Source organism: Curtobacterium aurantiacum (assembly GCF_018598555.1).
Lineage (GTDB): Bacteria > Actinomycetota > Actinomycetes > Actinomycetales > Microbacteriaceae > Curtobacterium > Curtobacterium aurantiacum.
In genome coordinates this window covers 24,408-39,513 of record NZ_JAHEWN010000016.1, presented here as the reverse complement: position 1 = coordinate 39,513, position 15,106 = coordinate 24,408, and the positions used below count along the sequence as shown (strand labels likewise).

The 15,106-nt window shown below is 71.5% G+C and carries 15 protein-coding genes; 8 read left to right on the top strand and 7 right to left on the bottom strand.

Translation table 11 applies throughout. The features are described 5' to 3' along the window. Positions 1 to 245: 245 nt before the first annotated feature. Complete coding sequence (locus tag KK087_RS13670) at positions 246 to 1,049, bottom strand: TetR/AcrR family transcriptional regulator (protein WP_214566047.1); 804 nt, start codon at positions 1,047 to 1,049, stop codon at positions 246 to 248. A 124-nt stretch (positions 1,050 to 1,173) separates the two neighbouring features. Here KK087_RS13670 and KK087_RS13665 point away from each other — a divergent pair, with 124 nt between their 5' ends. Continuing rightward, on the top strand, positions 1,174 to 2,112 hold the full coding sequence (locus KK087_RS13665) for an NAD-dependent epimerase/dehydratase family protein (protein ID WP_214566045.1): 939 nt from the start codon (positions 1,174 to 1,176) through the stop codon (positions 2,110 to 2,112). Between the two features lie 148 nt (positions 2,113 to 2,260). Here KK087_RS13665 and KK087_RS13660 read toward each other — a convergent pair whose 3' ends face one another. The 3 genes from KK087_RS13660 to KK087_RS13650 form a co-directional block, all read right to left on the bottom strand. After that, positions 2,261 to 3,598 carry a fibronectin type III domain-containing protein gene (locus tag KK087_RS13660; protein WP_214566043.1) on the bottom strand — a complete coding sequence of 446 codons (1,338 nt, stop codon included), beginning with the start codon at positions 3,596 to 3,598 and terminating at the stop codon, positions 2,261 to 2,263. A 319-nt stretch (positions 3,599 to 3,917) separates the two neighbouring features. Continuing rightward, complete coding sequence (locus tag KK087_RS13655; RefSeq protein WP_071245939.1) at positions 3,918 to 5,726, bottom strand: DEAD/DEAH box helicase; 1,809 nt, start codon at positions 5,724 to 5,726, stop codon at positions 3,918 to 3,920. Positions 5,727 to 5,817: 91 nt separating this feature from the next. Beyond that, a complete protein-coding gene (locus KK087_RS13650) occupies positions 5,818 to 6,282 on the bottom strand; it encodes a MarR family winged helix-turn-helix transcriptional regulator (RefSeq protein ID WP_214566033.1) in 465 nt (154 codons plus the stop codon). A gap of 96 nt (positions 6,283 to 6,378) precedes the next feature. On the opposite strand from KK087_RS13650, the gene KK087_RS13645 reads away from it, so the two are divergent. Both KK087_RS13645 and KK087_RS13640 read left to right on the top strand, forming a co-directional pair. Continuing rightward, positions 6,379 to 8,613, top strand: a complete 2,235-nt coding sequence (locus tag KK087_RS13645; RefSeq protein WP_250901118.1) for an MDR family MFS transporter — start codon at positions 6,379 to 6,381, stop codon at positions 8,611 to 8,613. 76 nt (positions 8,614 to 8,689) lie between these two features. Continuing rightward, positions 8,690 to 9,277 (top strand): TetR/AcrR family transcriptional regulator, encoded by a 588-nt coding sequence (locus tag KK087_RS13640; RefSeq protein WP_214566031.1) that lies wholly within the window; start codon positions 8,690 to 8,692, stop codon positions 9,275 to 9,277. 296 nt (positions 9,278 to 9,573) lie between these two features. Here the strand turns inward: KK087_RS13640 and KK087_RS13635 are convergent, their stop codons facing one another. After that, positions 9,574 to 10,335, bottom strand: coding sequence for an SDR family NAD(P)-dependent oxidoreductase (locus tag KK087_RS13635; protein ID WP_214545041.1), 762 nt, complete (start codon positions 10,333 to 10,335; stop codon positions 9,574 to 9,576). A gap of 68 nt (positions 10,336 to 10,403) precedes the next feature. On the opposite strand from KK087_RS13635, the gene KK087_RS13630 reads away from it, so the two are divergent. Next, the gene (locus KK087_RS13630; protein ID WP_214566029.1) at positions 10,404 to 10,982 is read left to right on the top strand and encodes a TetR family transcriptional regulator; all 579 of its coding nucleotides are present in this window, start codon (positions 10,404 to 10,406) and stop codon (positions 10,980 to 10,982) included. 85 nt (positions 10,983 to 11,067) lie between these two features. Here the strand turns inward: KK087_RS13630 and KK087_RS13625 are convergent, their stop codons facing one another. Continuing rightward, on the bottom strand, positions 11,068 to 12,009 hold the full coding sequence (locus KK087_RS13625) for an aldo/keto reductase (RefSeq protein WP_214566027.1): 942 nt from the start codon (positions 12,007 to 12,009) through the stop codon (positions 11,068 to 11,070). Between the two features lie 107 nt (positions 12,010 to 12,116). Between KK087_RS13625 and KK087_RS17690 the strand changes: the two genes are divergently transcribed. Next, complete coding sequence (locus tag KK087_RS17690; RefSeq protein ID WP_214566020.1) at positions 12,117 to 12,740, top strand: acyl-CoA-like ligand-binding transcription factor; 624 nt, start codon at positions 12,117 to 12,119, stop codon at positions 12,738 to 12,740. 47 nt (positions 12,741 to 12,787) lie between these two features. Further along, the gene (locus KK087_RS13615) at positions 12,788 to 13,198 is read left to right on the top strand and encodes a VOC family protein (RefSeq protein ID WP_214566018.1); all 411 of its coding nucleotides are present in this window, start codon (positions 12,788 to 12,790) and stop codon (positions 13,196 to 13,198) included. Positions 13,199 to 13,217: 19 nt separating this feature from the next. Here the strand turns inward: KK087_RS13615 and KK087_RS13610 are convergent, their stop codons facing one another. Further along, positions 13,218 to 13,487, bottom strand: coding sequence for a hypothetical protein (locus tag KK087_RS13610; RefSeq protein WP_071245932.1), 270 nt, complete (start codon positions 13,485 to 13,487; stop codon positions 13,218 to 13,220). A gap of 94 nt (positions 13,488 to 13,581) precedes the next feature. Here KK087_RS13610 and KK087_RS13605 point away from each other — a divergent pair, with 94 nt between their 5' ends. Together KK087_RS13605 and KK087_RS13600 are read left to right on the top strand one after the other, a co-directional pair. Continuing rightward, entirely contained in the window at positions 13,582 to 14,457 is an 876-nt protein-coding gene (locus KK087_RS13605) for a DUF808 family protein (RefSeq protein WP_214529120.1), read from the top strand. 194 nt (positions 14,458 to 14,651) lie between these two features. Next, positions 14,652 to 15,086 carry a VOC family protein gene (locus tag KK087_RS13600; RefSeq protein ID WP_214566016.1) on the top strand — a complete coding sequence of 145 codons (435 nt, stop codon included), beginning with the start codon at positions 14,652 to 14,654 and terminating at the stop codon, positions 15,084 to 15,086. Positions 15,087 to 15,106 lie beyond the last annotated feature (20 nt).

The window sequence follows — 15,106 nt, the reverse complement described above, 5'->3', positions numbered from 1 at the left end:
GGTCACCGGGTCGCCCGGTCCGTGACGTCACCGCACGTGCTGCGTCGCAAGCATGCCTCCTGATCCGTACGGTCCCCGTACCGCACCGTCCGCCCGTGTGTGGTTCCGTCCGGCAGCTGACCCGGGGGCCACCGTGCCGGTCGTCCGCCGTCGGTCATCGGGCGCGACCTGGGCGTGACGACCTGTCTACCGCACCGGCGGGGGCTCTGTCAGGCTGCGCACCCGATCTGGGGACAGCACCCGTGTCAGAACGTGGCGGTGAACCCCAGGTCATCCGCCAGGCGCACGATGACCTGGTCGAAGTAGGCGGCCGGGTCGGACACGGATCCCACGAAGTGTCCGAAGAGCTCGAACGAGATCGTCCCGAACACCGTCGTCCACGCCATCAGGGTGCGGACCAGGACCTCGTCGGGCAGCGTGACGCCGAACGACCGCAGGGTGGCGACCGCGTCCGCGACAGCCGGGCCGGCCGCCCCGGGTGCCGACGTGGGCGCGGCGGGTGATCCGGGCCTCCCGGCGGTCACCGGGGCGGGAGCACCGGACGCACCGGGAGCACCGGGAGCACCGGACGCACCAGACGCACCAGACGCACCAGACGCACCAGACGCACCGGACCCGACCGCGTCCGCGACGACGCGCACCAACGCGAGCGTCGTCCGTGTTGCCGGCACCACGGTCTCCCTCGGCGCCGCGTACCCCGGGACGGGCGAGCCGAACAGCAGGGCGAAGTCCCCCGGGTGGGCGACCGACCAGCCTCGGATCGCGCGGCACATCGCGACCCAGCGCGCACCGGCGTCCGGCCCCGCAGCGGCGTCGGCGGCCTCGACCGCGGCGCCGAGCTCGTCGTAGTCGGTGATGAGCAGGGCGGTCAGCAGGTCGTCACGGCTCGGGAAGTACCGGTACACGGCGGACGAGACCAGCCCGACGTCGCGGGCGACGGCGCGCAGGCTGAGCGCGGCCGGGCCCTCGTCGGTCAGTCGGGTGCGTGCCGCGGCCAGGATGTCCGCGGTGACCGCCTGCCGGGCGAGTTCTCGGGCGGTGGGTGCCATCCGTCGATCCTGACACGGGAGAGCAGCGCACACAAAAGAGATCACTGCTCTTGCTTTCCGTCGGTCGAATCGTCATGCTCACTTCCGAGAGCACTGCTCTCGTGCCGACCAGGAAGCAGGAAGCATGTCCCACCACCTCGTCATCGGCGCCGGCCCCGTCGGCCGGCACGTCGCCGCACTGCTCGCCGAGCGGAGCGGACGAAGCGACCAACGCGACCGCGTCACCGTCGTCTCCCGCTCCGGTCGCACCACGGGCGTCGCCGGCGTCGAGCACCTTGCACTCGACGCCTCCGACGCCGATGCCCTCACCCGCGCCGCCGAGGGCGCGGCCGTCCTGTACAACTGCGCGAACCCCGGCGACTACACGCAGTGGGAACACACCTGGCCCCCGCTCGCCGCCGCCCTGCTCACCGCGGCCGAACGCACCGGAGCGGTCTCCGCCATCACCGGCAACCTGTACCCCTACGGCCCGGTCGACGGCCCCGTCCACGCCGGCCTGCCGGACGCCGCGACCGACCACAAGGGCGTGCTCCGGGCCACCCTGTGGGCCGATGCTCTCGCCGCGCACGACGCCGGTCGGATCCGGACCGTCGAAGTGCGCGGCTCGGACTACGTCGGCCCCGGGATCGGCGCCAACGGGCACGTGACGCGCGTGCTCCCGGCGGCGCTGCAGGGGCGGGCGGTGGCGATGCTCGGCCGGACCGACCTGCCGCACACCTTCACGGACGTACTCGACGTCGCCCGGACGCTGGTCGCCGCCGCGGAGGACGAGGGCGCGCACGGCCGCACGTGGATCGTGCCGAGCAACGCGCCGCGGACGCAGCGGCAGGCGCTCACCGACGTGCTCGCCGCGGCGGGGAAGCCCGCGGTGCCGGTGCGGCGGATGCCCGCGGCCCTGTTCCGGGTCGGCGGGCTCGTGTCGCCGATGCTCCGCGAACTGGCCGACCTGACCTACCAGTGGACCGCGCCGTACGTCGTGGACGACTCGGAGACCCGGGCGCACTTCGGCATCGAACCGACGCCGTGGGACGAGGTGTGCCGCCGCACGGCGACCGGCGCCTGAACCACCGCTCCCACCACAGCCACCCGCCGCCGCACAGCGGCGGCGCCTCGAGCGCAGAGCCGGCGGCGGCCGACCGCCCGCCGCCGCACACGGAAGGGGGACAGGACGCGCCGTTGCGCCCTGTCCCCCTTCCGCCTCGCACCGCCGGTCAGATCACCAGCAGCCTCGAGTACTGCGCCGCGTCGAGCTGCTGGGCAGCTCCACCCGCGGCGGGGACCTTCCACAGTCCGACCGAGGGGCCGCTGTCGATGGAGACGAACACGTCCCCGTCGGCAGAGGCGGCACCCAGGTGCTCGCCACGCGACCCGGCGGTCAGCCCGGTCACCGGCACGGTCGACGTCCCGCCGCCGCCCACCACGAGCTTGTCCGGGATGCCGCGGTCGATCTTGCACCCGGCCGGCCGGTACTCCGACGGGGCGGGGCAGAACTCCGCCGACTGCAGGAGCGAGAAGCCGTCCGCGTTCGCGGCGGCGTACTCGAACGCGTACCGCGGTTCGATCTGCGTCAGTTGGGTCGCCCCGGGCTTGAGCTGGTACCAGACCCACGACCCGGCGCCACCGGTCGATCGGATGTCGACGTAGACGTTGCCGTGCGAGTCGGCGAGCACGCCGGCGGGGTAGCCGACGGTCGAGCCGCCCGGGCCGATGAACGTGCGGGGTGCGATGCCGGTGCCCTTGACGTACGGCTGGCTGACGGTTCCGCCGAGCACGACGACCTTGCCGTCCGGGGTGACGGTCCAGAAGCGCCGATCGCTGCCGGTCGCGACACCGCCCAGGTCGAGCACGGTCTTCTGGGTCGAGGTGCCGACCGGCAACTGCTGCACCGCGCCGGTCACCGAGTCCGTCCAGTACAGGTTGCCGGCGACGTCGGAGCGCAGGTCCGGGGTCAGGTGCAGCCCGGACGCGATGATCGAGATCCCGCCACCGTCTGCCGGGTGCAGCAGGATCTCGGTGCCGTCCGCGGACGGGGTGAACACGTCACCGTCGGCGTTCGCGGCGAAGCCCTCGCCGTCCGTCGCGACGACGGCCTTCGCGCCACTGCCGGAGTCCGCGAACCGCACGACGGCACCGTTGTCGTCGAGTCCGAACAGCGACTGCGTCGTCTCCGGCTCCGGGGCGGGTGGTGCCGTCCAGCGCAGCGTGATCGTGCGACCGGTCCCCCGGTGGCCGACGGCACGGACGGAGAACCGGTACGTGGTCGCGGGCGAGAGCTCGTCGAAGCGGTCGGAGCGGGCGCGCGGGTGGAGTCGGTCGACCTGGCGGTGGTGCCGGTTCGCGACGGCGGCGACGGCGACCTTCCAGCCGGTCACCTTGGCACCGTGCTTCGGCCCGCGCCACGTCAGCGTGGCACTGTCCGCGTCGCCGGTGACACGGACGGCGGTCGGTGCTCCCGGCACCGACGACCAGGAGGTGTGCGCCGTCGCCGGCACCGCACCTCCGAAGACGAGCGCCGCGGCGGCGACCGCGGTGATCAGTGCTCGGTACACGATGGTTCCCCTGCCTTCTCCGCGGCTTCCTGCGTCACGGCTCCCGGTATCACAGCACCGTGCGGACGCCAGGGGAACGACTGCGGGCGGGATGTGCGGTTCCCCGCACCGCAAGATGCCGCAGGGCAGTCCCGCACACGCCGTCGTGTTCGGCGAGACGCCGCCGAACTCAGCGGCGTCTCGCCGTCTCGGCGGCGCGGAACCGACACGACGGCGTCTCGCGGGTTCTGGACCCGGGCAGACGACGGACGGGAGGCCCGGTGCCAGCTGGCACCGGGCCTCCCGTCAGAAGGGGGTCGCGTCTCGGACGCGGCGCGTCTCAGTAGCGCGGCTTGCGCTCCGGACGGTCGTCGCGGTCGTCACGGCGGCCGCCGCCGCGGCGGTCCGCACGGATCTCGATGAGCTTGCCGCTGATCCGGGTGTCGGTCAGGCGGTCGAGCACACCGGGGTCCATGTCGGCCGGCAGTTCGACGATCGAGAAGTCCGGACGGATCTGGATCGCACCGAAGTCGTCGCGGCGCAGGCCACCTTCGTTGGCCAGGGCACCGACGATCTGGCGCGGCTCGACGCGGTGACGACGGCCGACCTCGATGCGGTACGGGGACATCGGCTGCGAACGGCGCGGGCCACGGTCGCCGCGGTCACCACGGTCGCGGTCGCCACCACGGTCGCCGCGGTCGTTGCGGCCGCCACGGTCGTCGCGGGCACCACGCTCGTCGCGCTCGCTGCGGCGGGCGTCGCGCTCCATCTGGCTGCGGAGGGCGTCGTCGGCTGCGGTGAGGAGCAGCGGCGAGTCACCCTGCGCCACGACGGCCAGGGCAGCGGCGACGTCGTCCGAGGGGACGTCGTGGTGCTCGACGTAGTGCGCGATGACGTCGCGGAAGGCCGCGATCCGGCCCTGGTCCTCGAGCGCCGCGGTGATGGCGTCGTCGAAGCGGGTCAGGCGCGTCTCGTTGACGTCGTCGATGGTCGGCAGCTGCATCTGCGTGAGCGGCTGCTTGGTGTGGCGCTCGATCGCCGACAGCAGGCGACGCTCGCGCGGGGTGACGAAGCTGATCGAGTCACCCGAGCGGCCGGCGCGACCGGTGCGGCCGATGCGGTGCACGTAGGACTCGATGTCGACCGGGATGTCGAAGTTCACGACGTGCGTGATGCGGTCGACGTCGAGGCCACGGGCGGCGACGTCGGTGGCGACCAGGATGTCGAGCTTGCCCGACTTCAGCTGGTTGACCGTGCGCTCGCGCTGGGCCTGGGCGACGTCACCGCTGATCGCGGCGGCGGCGTACCCGCGGGCGCGGAGCTTCTCGGCCAGGGTCTCGGTCTCGCTCTTGGTGCGGACGAAGATGATCATGCCCTCGAAGTCCTCGACCTCGAGGATGCGGGTGAGCGCGTCGACCTTCTGCGGGTACGAGACCATCAGGTAGCGCTGCGTGATGTTCGCGGCGGTCTTCGTCTTGGTCTTGACGGTGATCTCGGCCGGGTCGGTCAGGTACTGCTGCGAGATGCGGCGGATCTGCGCGGGCATGGTCGCCGAGAACAGCGCGACCTGCTTGTCGTCGGGGGTGTCGGCGAGGATCGTCTCGACGTCTTCGGCGAAGCCCATCTTGAGCATCTCGTCGGCCTCGTCGAGGACCAGGTACTTCAGCTCGGACAGGTCGAGCGTGCCCTTCGCCAGGTGGTCCATGATGCGACCGGGGGTGCCGACGATGACGTCGACGCCGCGGCGCAGGGCGGAGAGCTGCACGCCGTACGCCTGGCCGCCGTAGACCGGCAGGACGTGGACGTTCTTCATGTGCGACGCGAACTGCTCGAACGCCTCGCACACCTGCAGGGCGAGCTCGCGCGTCGGGGACAGCACGAGCGCCTGCGGCTTCTTGCTGCCGGACTCCATGCGGGACAGGATCGGCAGCGCGAAGGCCGCGGTCTTGCCGGTTCCGGTCTGCGCCAGGCCGACGACGTCGCGCCCGGCGAGGAGCGTGGGGATGGTGGCTTCCTGGATGGCGGAAGGGGTCTCGTAGCCGATGTCCTTGACGGCCTTGAGCACAGCGTCGCTCAGGCCGAGATCGGCGAACGTCACCACGGGCCCGTCGTCGAGGGTCTCAGTGGTGGGGGTGGTGTCCGTGCTCATACCACCAACGGTATCTCGAATGCGCGCTCCGCAGGGACGGGAGGCCCGTGGCGGCGCCGGCACGGGCCTCCCGTTCGCCCCGTTGGTCGCGTCAGGAGCGCGTGGTGCCGATCCCCAGGACCGTGTCGGCACGGTCGTTCAGCCGCGTCAGCATCTCGGCGAGCGAGCGCAGCTCGTCGGAGGCGAACTCCCCCGTCAGGTCGTCGAACACCTCGGCTCCGGCCGCGTCCAACTCGTCGAGCAGTCGTCGGCCGGCGGGGGCGAGCGTGACGAGCGTGGCGCGGCCGTCCGCGGGGTCGGGCGAGCCGATCAGGTGCTCGGCCTCGATCAGCGAGGCGACCCGGCGGCTGATCACCGGGCGCGACAGCCCCGTGGCGTCGGCGATCGCGGTCGCCCGGACCGGGCCGTGCCCGGCGACGGCCCGGAGGATCACGCGCGCGGTCGGGTCGAGTCCGCCCCGGGACTCGATGAGCGAGGAGCGCAGGGTCTGCCGGACCCACAGCCGGTCGAGCTGGGATCGCAGGAGTCGCTCGGCGGCACGCCGGTCGTCGGTCACGGGCACAGCGTACCGGGCACATTTAGTTGCTTGTCGGAAGCAACGGATGTATCGTTGCGCGGTCTGCAAAGTTTCACAGCCAGAAAAAGGAGTTCGATGACCGCCACCGCACCCGTCCCGGTGCAGCACGGTCGGCACACCGCCGAGGCCCCCGCGGCCTCCGGAGGCGCCGGCCAGCAGCCGCTGATGACCCACCGTCAGATCCTCCTGGTGATCTACGGCCTGATGGCGGGCATGTTCCTGTCCTCGCTCGGCCAGACGGTGTTCGGCACGGCGATCCGCACGATCGGCGACGACCTGCACGGGCTCGACCAGCAGGCCTGGGTGACGACCGCGTACCTCATCACCTCGACGATCGCGACGCCGATCTACGGCAAGCTCTCCGACATCTTCGGCCGCCGCCCGCTGTACATCTTCGGCATCGTCGTCTTCATCCTCGGCGCCGTCCTGTCGTCGATGTCCACCTCGATGCTCATGCTCGCCGCCTTCCGCGCGGTGCAGGGCATCGGCGCCGGTGCCCTCATGTCGCTGCCGCTCGCGATCATGGGCGACATCCTCGCCCCGCGTGAGCGCGCCAAGTACCAGGGGTACTTCCTCGCCGTGTTCGGCATCTCGTCCGTGATCGGCCCGCTGATCGGTGGTCTGCTCGCCGGTTCCTCCGAGATCCTGTGGATCACCGGCTGGCGCTGGGTGCTGCTCATCAACGTGCCGATCGGGGTCGCGGCGCTCCTCATGGTCATCGTGTTCCTGCACCTGCCGAAGGTGCACGGCGCCGGCGACGCGAAGCCGAAGGTCGACTGGTGGGGCGCGACCGCCGTCATCGTCACCCTCGTGCCGCTCCTGCTCGTGGCCGAACAGGGCCGTATCTGGGGCTGGGGCTCCCCCGCTGCGATCGCCTGCTACGTCGTCGGTGTCGTCGGCCTGATCGGCCTGCTGCTCATCGAGTCGAAGATGGGCGACGCGGCGATCATCCCTCTCAAGCTGTTCCGCTCGGGCACGTTCTCGATGGCGACCGTCATCGGGTTCCTGGTCGGCTTCGCGATGTTCGGCGCGATGCTCACGATCCCGCTCTACCTGCAGATCGTCGTCGGACTGACCCCGACCGAGTCCGGCTTCGCGACCCTGCCGCTCGTCGGTGGCCTGATGATCGCCTCGATCACCTCGGGGCAGATCGTCGCCCGCGTCGGCCGGTACCGGATCTTCCCGGTCATCGGCACCGCGCTCGTGTCCGCCGGCTACGTCGTGCTGACCTTCATGACGATCGACAAGCCGCTCTGGTTCCTGATGATCGGCATGTTCCTCATCGGTCTCGGCCTCGGCTCGGTCATGCAGTCGCTGACCCTGGCGTCGCAGGGCTCCGTCGAGGCGCGTGACATGGGCGTCGCCACGTCGTCCGCCACGTTCTTCCGTCAGATCGGTGGCACGCTCGGCACCGCCGTGCTGCTGTCCATCCTGTTCTCGGTGATGCCGGCGAACATCCTGACGGCGACCGCGAACGAGAAGGACCTCGGTCCGGCGCTCGACGCCGCACTCAACCCGACCGTCGCCAGCGCGAAGGCGAACCAGGGCGCCATGGACAAGATCTGGACGCCCGTCGTCACCCCGCTGACGAAGACCGTGCAGTCACAGCTCGACGACGCCTCGGCGACGGCGAAGCAGGCCGCCGACACCGCGGTCACCGAGCAGGTCACCGCGGCCGTGCAGCAGCAGGTCGCCGCCGGTGCCGTGCCCGCCGCGGCAGCGCAGACCGTCATCGACCAGCAGGTCGCCGCGGCCACGCCGGCCGCCGAACAGTCGGCTCTCGAGCAGGTCGCCGACCAGGCGCACGCCAGCGTGCAGGACGGCACCGTGTCCGTCGACTGGTCGGACGCCGAGCAGCGGTCCTACTGGGTCGACGAGCTCACCCCGGAGCTGGCGAAGAAGATCGACGACGGCAACACCACGAGCGACAGCGCCACCAGCACGAACGACACCTCGTTCCTGACCGGTGCCGACAGCCGCCTGACCCGGCCGTTCATGGCGGGCTTCAACGCCTCGTCCGTGACGATCTACTGGGTCGGTCTCGGCGTCATCCTGCTCGCGTTCGTGCTCACCTGGTTCTTCCGGGTGCCGCCGCTGCGCCAGCGTTCCGCCCTGCAGGAGCAGGCCGACATGTCCGCCGAGGCGCAGCTCGAGGCCGAGGCCGGCGCCGCTGCAGCCGAGGCCGGCTCGTTCACGGGCCCGATGACCGGGTCCGTGCCGACCGGTTCGGGTTCGACCGGCTCAGGTTCGACCGGCTCGGGCTCGACCGGATCGGGTTCGACCGGATCCACGCCGACGCACCGTCGGTGACCGACCGGGGCGTCCGTCCGTGCCCCCTTTCCGGGCGGGCGCCCCTCCCACACACTTCAACCCACCAGGAGTCCACGTGATCACCACCCCGGCAGCGGCTGCGGCAACGGAGCCGTGCACGCTGCGTGAACGGAAGAAGCAGCAGACCCGGCAGGCCCTGCACGACGCGGCGCTCACGCTCGTGTCCGCGCACGGGCTCGACGGCGTCACGGTCGAGCAGATCTGCGCCGACGCCGACGTCTCGCCGCGCACCTTCTTCAACTACTTCTCGTCGAAGGCGCACGCGGCGCTCGGGCTCGACTCGGTCGAGGTCCCGGAGCACTCGGCGACCTGGTTCACCGAGGCCGACGGTCCACTGATCGACGACCTGTGCACCCTGGTCGCTGCGACCGTGCCGCTGTCGCAGGACCGCCGACGCATGAAGGAGCTGCTCGTGCTCCGGCCGGAGATGTCCTCGATGGTGATGCAGTGGATGGCGGAGTCGCGCCAGTCCCTGCTCAGCGTCGCCGGCACCCGGACCGACGCCCAGACCGCCCGCACCGCCGTCACCCTGGTGATGTCGGCGCTGAGCGAGGTCGCCCACCGCGAGACCGTCCGCAGCAACGACGAGCTCGCGGACCGGCTCCGTGCGGTGGTGCGGGAGATGGCTGCGCTCGTGGCCTGACGCGGGGCCCTGCGGGCGTACCTGGTCGAATCGGGCGTACCTGGCAGGAACTTCCTGCCCGGTACGCCCGATTCCACTTTCCATCGCGCGTGCAATGGGAAGGAACGTCACGTGGTCGACGCGACCGAGGGGAGGACGGGAGGCCCGTGGCGGCGTCCCCACGGGCCTCCCGTCCGCACCGTGGCCAGCGTGCGAACACGCCGTCGTGTCAGCCGGACGCCGCGAAGTCGTCGAGACGCCCCCGTTCCCGGAGGCGTCTCGACGTGACGACGGCGTCTCCCAGCCGCAGCAACGGGTCAGACGACGGACCAGCCACCGTCGCTCGGCAGCACCGCACCGTTGACGTTCGCGGAGTCGTCGCTGAGCAACCAGGTGATGGCGGCGGCGAGCTGCTCGGGCTGCGCGACCGGCGGGATCGTGGTCTGCATGATCGGACCGACCCGGCGGGCCGCGTACTCGCTGCGCATCGGCGCCTCGATGTTCGTGGCGACCGCACCCGGCGCGACGGCGTTCGCCCGGATGCCCTGCGGCCCGTGGAAGAACGCGACGCTCTTGGTGTACCCGGCGATGGCGTGCTTCGACGAGGTGTAGGCGGCACCGGCGGCCGAGGCCTTGAGCGCCGCCTCGGACGCCACGTTGACGACCGATCCTGTGCCCGCGGCGATCATCAGCGGCAGCACCGCACGGGTCAGCCGCATCGGACCGGTGACGTTGACGCTGAAGACGCGCTCCCACGTGGCGTCGTCGACCTCGTCCGGCGGCAGGAACGCGTCCATGATGCCGGCGACGTTAGCGAGCCCGTCCACCCGGTCACCGGCGGCGGCGATGAGCGCGTCGATGGTCTCGCTCGCGGCGACGTCGCCGACGACGGTCTCCACGGCGAAGCCCTCGAGCTCCGAGCGGAGTGCGTCGAGCCGCTCCGCCACGACGTCGGTCGCGATGACGCGCCCGCCCTCGTTCGCGATGCGTGTCGCCGTGGCGCGTCCGATGCCGGAACCCGCTCCGGTGACGATGATGGTCCTGCCGGTGAACCGTCCGGCGGTGGTGGTGTCGGTCATGTCGTCTCCTCGATGCGAGGCGCTCGCTGCGCCACACCGGTTATAGCACTCAGTGCCGAAAGGTCTCCATGAACTCGACGAACGACCGTCCGACGGGGCGCCCGCGCACCATCGACCCCGACGCCGTGTCCCTCGTCGCACTCCGGCTGTTCGACGAACAGGGCTTCGACGCGGTGTCGATGGACGACGTCGCCGCGGCGGCCGGCGTGAGCCGTCGGTCGCTCTTCCGGTTGTTCCCGAACAAGGCCGCGCTGGTCTGGGGCGGCCTCGACGAGTTCGCCGCACGGTTCCGCGAGGCCCTGCGTTCACGACCGGCCGACGAGCCCTCGGCGGTGGCACTCCGGGCCGCCTACAAGATCGGCGCCACCTTCCCGGACGACGCCGTCGAGGTCACCCGCCACCGGCTCCGGGTCATCCGCGCGAACCCGTCGCTCGAGCACGTCGGAGCCGCCACGGTGACGGCCCTGACGGACGAGATCCTGCGGTACGTGGCCGAGCGGGACGGCGCCACCGCCGACGACCTCGCCGTCGCGGTGCGGGCACACACGCTGGCCGCCGCCGCGAGCGCCGCGCTCACCTGGTGGGCGCTGCACGGCGACGGGCGCCCGGAGGACGTCGTGGAGCGTGCGCTCGCGCTGCTCGACTGACGGGCGGGCCAACGCAGAGACGCCCTGAAGGACGGGAGGCCCGTGGCGGGCCCGCCACGGGCCTCCCGTCCAGACGCGCCCGGGCTCAGCCCATCGCGCGCTTCCCGCGGACCTGGCGGGACAGCGCGTCGATCCGCGCCACCTCGTCGTCACCGAGCACGATGTCGGCAGCCGCGACGTTCTCCGCCACACGCGAGCGGTTGCGCGACCCGGGGATCGGCACGAGGTCGTCGCGCTTCGCGAGGACCCAGGCGAGCGCCAGCTGCGAGAGCTGGACGCCCTTCGCGTCGGCGATGTCGGTGAGGGCAGCGGTCACCCCGACGTTCGCGTCGAAGTGCTCGGGCGCCCACCACTCGAGCTGGTGGCGGATGTCGTCGGCCGCGTAGGCGCCGCGAGGCTGGACCGCGCCGCTGAGGAACCCGCGCGCGAGGGGCGAGTAGGCGACCAGGCCGATGCCGAGTTCGTCGACCGTCGGGAACAGTTCCTCGGACTCACGCGAGAACACGGAGTACTCGTTCTGCAGGACGGAGATCGGGTGCACGGCGTGCGCACGGCGGATCTGCTCGGCGTCGGTGTTGGAGAGGCCGAGGTACCGGACCTTGCCGGCCTGCACGAACTCCTGCATCGTGCCGACGACGTCCTCGACGGGGACGGCCGGGTCGTGGACGTGCTGGTAGAGCACGTCGATCGAGTCGGTCCCGAGGTTCCGCAGGCTCGCGTCGACCACCTGACGGATGTGCTCCGGGCGGGAGTCCGGCGCGTAGGTCTCCGGGGTGAACCCGAACTTGGTGGCGATGGTCACCTCGTCACGGATCGGGGCGAGCGCCGTGCCGAGCAGGCGTTCACCGGAGCCCCAGCCGTAGAGCTCGGCGGTGTCGAAGTGGGTGACGCCGAGGTCGTGGGCGGTGCGGATGGCGGCGATCGACTCGCTGTCGTCGCCGGGGCCGTAGGCGAACGTGGTGCCCATGGCGCCGTAGCCGACGGCGCTGACGGTGAGGCCTTGGCGGCCGAGGGTGCGTTGCTGCATGTTCCGTCCCTTCGTGACGTCTCGAGGTCATGCGGGTGGCACTCTACGCCTGTTCTGTCAGTGTCTGCCAATCCAGGCATTGGCTGCCGTCGAGGTAGGATCGGTCTGTGAACGCTCGCCCGACGGACCCCGCAGCGAAGCCCGGCCTGCGGGACATCGCGCGCGACGCCGTGCGAGCCCGCGTCGCCGAGGTGGCGATCGCGCGCTTCGACGCCGACGGGTTCGACCAGGTCACCGTCGAGCAGATCGCCGCCGAGGTGGGGATCTCCGCGCGGAGCTTCCACCGCTACTTCCCCGCCAAGGAGGACACGGTCATCGGAGACCCCGGACGGCACCGCCAGGCACTGGCCGCGGCCTTCCGGTCCCGCCCCGCGGACGAACCGGTGTGGACGGCACTGCGCGAGGCGTTCGCCGACCTGGTGAGCGACAGCGGCGGTGAGGACACCGAGACCGCCCGCCGCTCGATCCGGGTGATGACGAGCACGGCGTCGCTGCGGGCACGCAACCTCGAGAAGCACAACGCGTGTGCCGAGGTCCTGACGCCACTGGTCGCCGAGCGGCTCGCAGGGCCAGGCGTCGATCTGCGCGCCCGGACGCTGGTGCAGGCGGCCCTCGGGTGCTTCGACGTCGCGATCGCGGAGTGGGCCGTCGGGGACGAACCCGACGCGGTCCGGACCCTGCACCGCACCTTCGACGTCATCCGCCCGACCAACCGAGGCACGGCGGACTGACCGCGGACGGGTTCCCCAGCGCCGCACGCCGGAGTACCTTGCCGGGCATGCACGCAACCGGCCCCGCGCCCTACTTCCAGTTCGCCGGCACCGCGAGGCAGGCACTCGAGCACTGGCAGCGGGTGTTCGGTGGCGAGGTGCGGATCGCGACCTACGCGGACTTCTCCCGCACGGACGGCCCCACCGACGCCGTGGCGCACGGGGAGCTCACCGGCGAACTGCAGCTGTTCGCCGCGGACGCCGGCGAGGGCGACACCCCGTTCTCGGCGACGGGACTCCTCTTCTCACTGCTCGGCGCCGCGGAACCGGACGTGCTGCGCCGGTGGTTCGACCGGCTCGCCGAGGGCGGCACGGTTGTCGACCCGCTGCAGCAGCGCCCGTGGGGCGACTGGGACGGCACCGTCCGTGACGCACACGGGGTCACCTGGCTGATCGGGTTCGAGGGCTCCGCGCGCTGAGCCGCGCGTGCTGACGCGCCTACTGCTGGTCGGACGGCAGCAGGGGCGCCCAGAAGGCATCGGGACCGTCCGCCTGCACGGCGTCGCGCTCGAACCGGAAGCCGTAGTCGCGCACGAAGTCGAGGGCCGCAGCCTGCTCGTCCTCGGCGTCGTCGTGGTCCGCGTCGAACAGGTACACCCCGTGCCCCATCGCGACACCGGCGTCGCTGATCACGGAGAGGTCCCAGCGCCCCTGCTCGGAACGCTCGATCCGGACGACGGCGGCCTGGGATGCGGTGAAGTCAGCCATGGCGCGAGCTTACGGACGGCCGCGGGCTGGCGTTCAGGATGCTCCGCGCCGACTACGCTGTGCACGGTCACAGGTCAGACGAGTGGAGAACGAATTGTCAGTCGGATTGCTCGCCGTGGTGGACGACATCCTCTCCGCAGCCCTCAAGGCCAGCGCGAAGACCGCCGGGGTCGTCATCGACGACGCCGCCGTCACACCCCAGTACGTGCAGGGCCTGGAGCCCGCTCGCGAACTGCCGGTCGTCGGGCGCATCGCCCTCGGCAGCCTGTTCAACAAGTTCATCATCATCATCCCGCTGGCGTTGCTCCTGACGGCGTTCGCCCCCGGGGTGCTGCCGTGGCTGTTGCTGCTCGGCGGGACCTACCTGTGCTTCGAGGGCGCCGAGAAGGTCACGGAGTGGTTCGGCGTCCACCACGAGGGTGGCGCGGACGAGGCCGTCACGGAACCGAAGCTGGTCTTCGGCGCCATCCGCACGGACCTCATCCTGAGCACCGAGATCATGCTCATCGCGCTGGCGGGCCTCGACCCCGACCTCGGGCTCTGGCCGACGCTCGGCGCACTGATCGTGATCGGTCTGGTCATGACGGCCGTCGTCTACGGCGCCGTGGCGCTGCTCGTGAAGGTCGACGACATCGGCCTGCAGATGATGAAGAACTCGGTCCGCCGCACCCGTCGCATCGGCGCGCGGATCGTCCGCGCGATGCCGATGGTCTTCCGGGTCATCAGCGTCATCGGCACGGTCGCGATGCTGTGGGTCGGTGGGCACCTGGTCATCGCGAACCTCGCCGAGACGTTCTGGCACGGACCGTACGACCTGCTGCACGTGATCGAGCACGCCCTCGAGGCCGCCGGCCCCGTCGTGGTGTGGATCGCCGACACGGCCGTGTCGGCCGTCGTCGGGCTCGTCCTGGGCATGGTCGTCGTCGGCATCGTGCTCGGCATCGGTCGCCTGCGCGGCAAGCAGCACTGACGCGGCTGCACGGCGGACGGGAGGCCCGGGGCGGACCCGCCACGGGCCTCCCGTCCGGTGTGGGGCGCGCGGACGACGACCGGCTGGCCGACCACGCCACGGCCGCGCTCACCGAGCTGCGAGCAGCGGCGGCCCAGCTCGGTTGAGCGGACGCTGAGCGGACGCCGGTCGTGCATCATCGTATCCTCGGCGCCATGGCAACGGTGCGACAGGTCCAGGTGACGTTCGACTGCGCTGAGCCGGAGCGTGTCGCCCGGTTCTGGTGCGAGGTCCTCGGCTACGTGGTGCCACCGCCCCCACCGGGGTTCGCCGACTGGGACGCGTTCGACCGGTCGGTGCCGCCGGAGCACCAGGGATCGGCCTTCGCGTGCGTCGACCCGACCGGAGCCGGACCTCGCCTGTTCTTCCAGCGCGTCCCCGAGGGCAAGACGGTGAAGAACCGGGTGCACCTGGACGTCCGGGTCGGCACCGGCATGGTCGGTGCCGAACGGCTCGCGGCCCTCGACGCCGAGAGCGCCCGACTGGTGGGACTCGGCGCCACCCAGGTCCGTCGCATGACGGCGGACCAGGTGAACGAGTCGTGCATCGTCATGCAGGACGTCGAGGGCAACGAGTTCTGCCTGGACTGACCGACGTATCGTCGACGGAC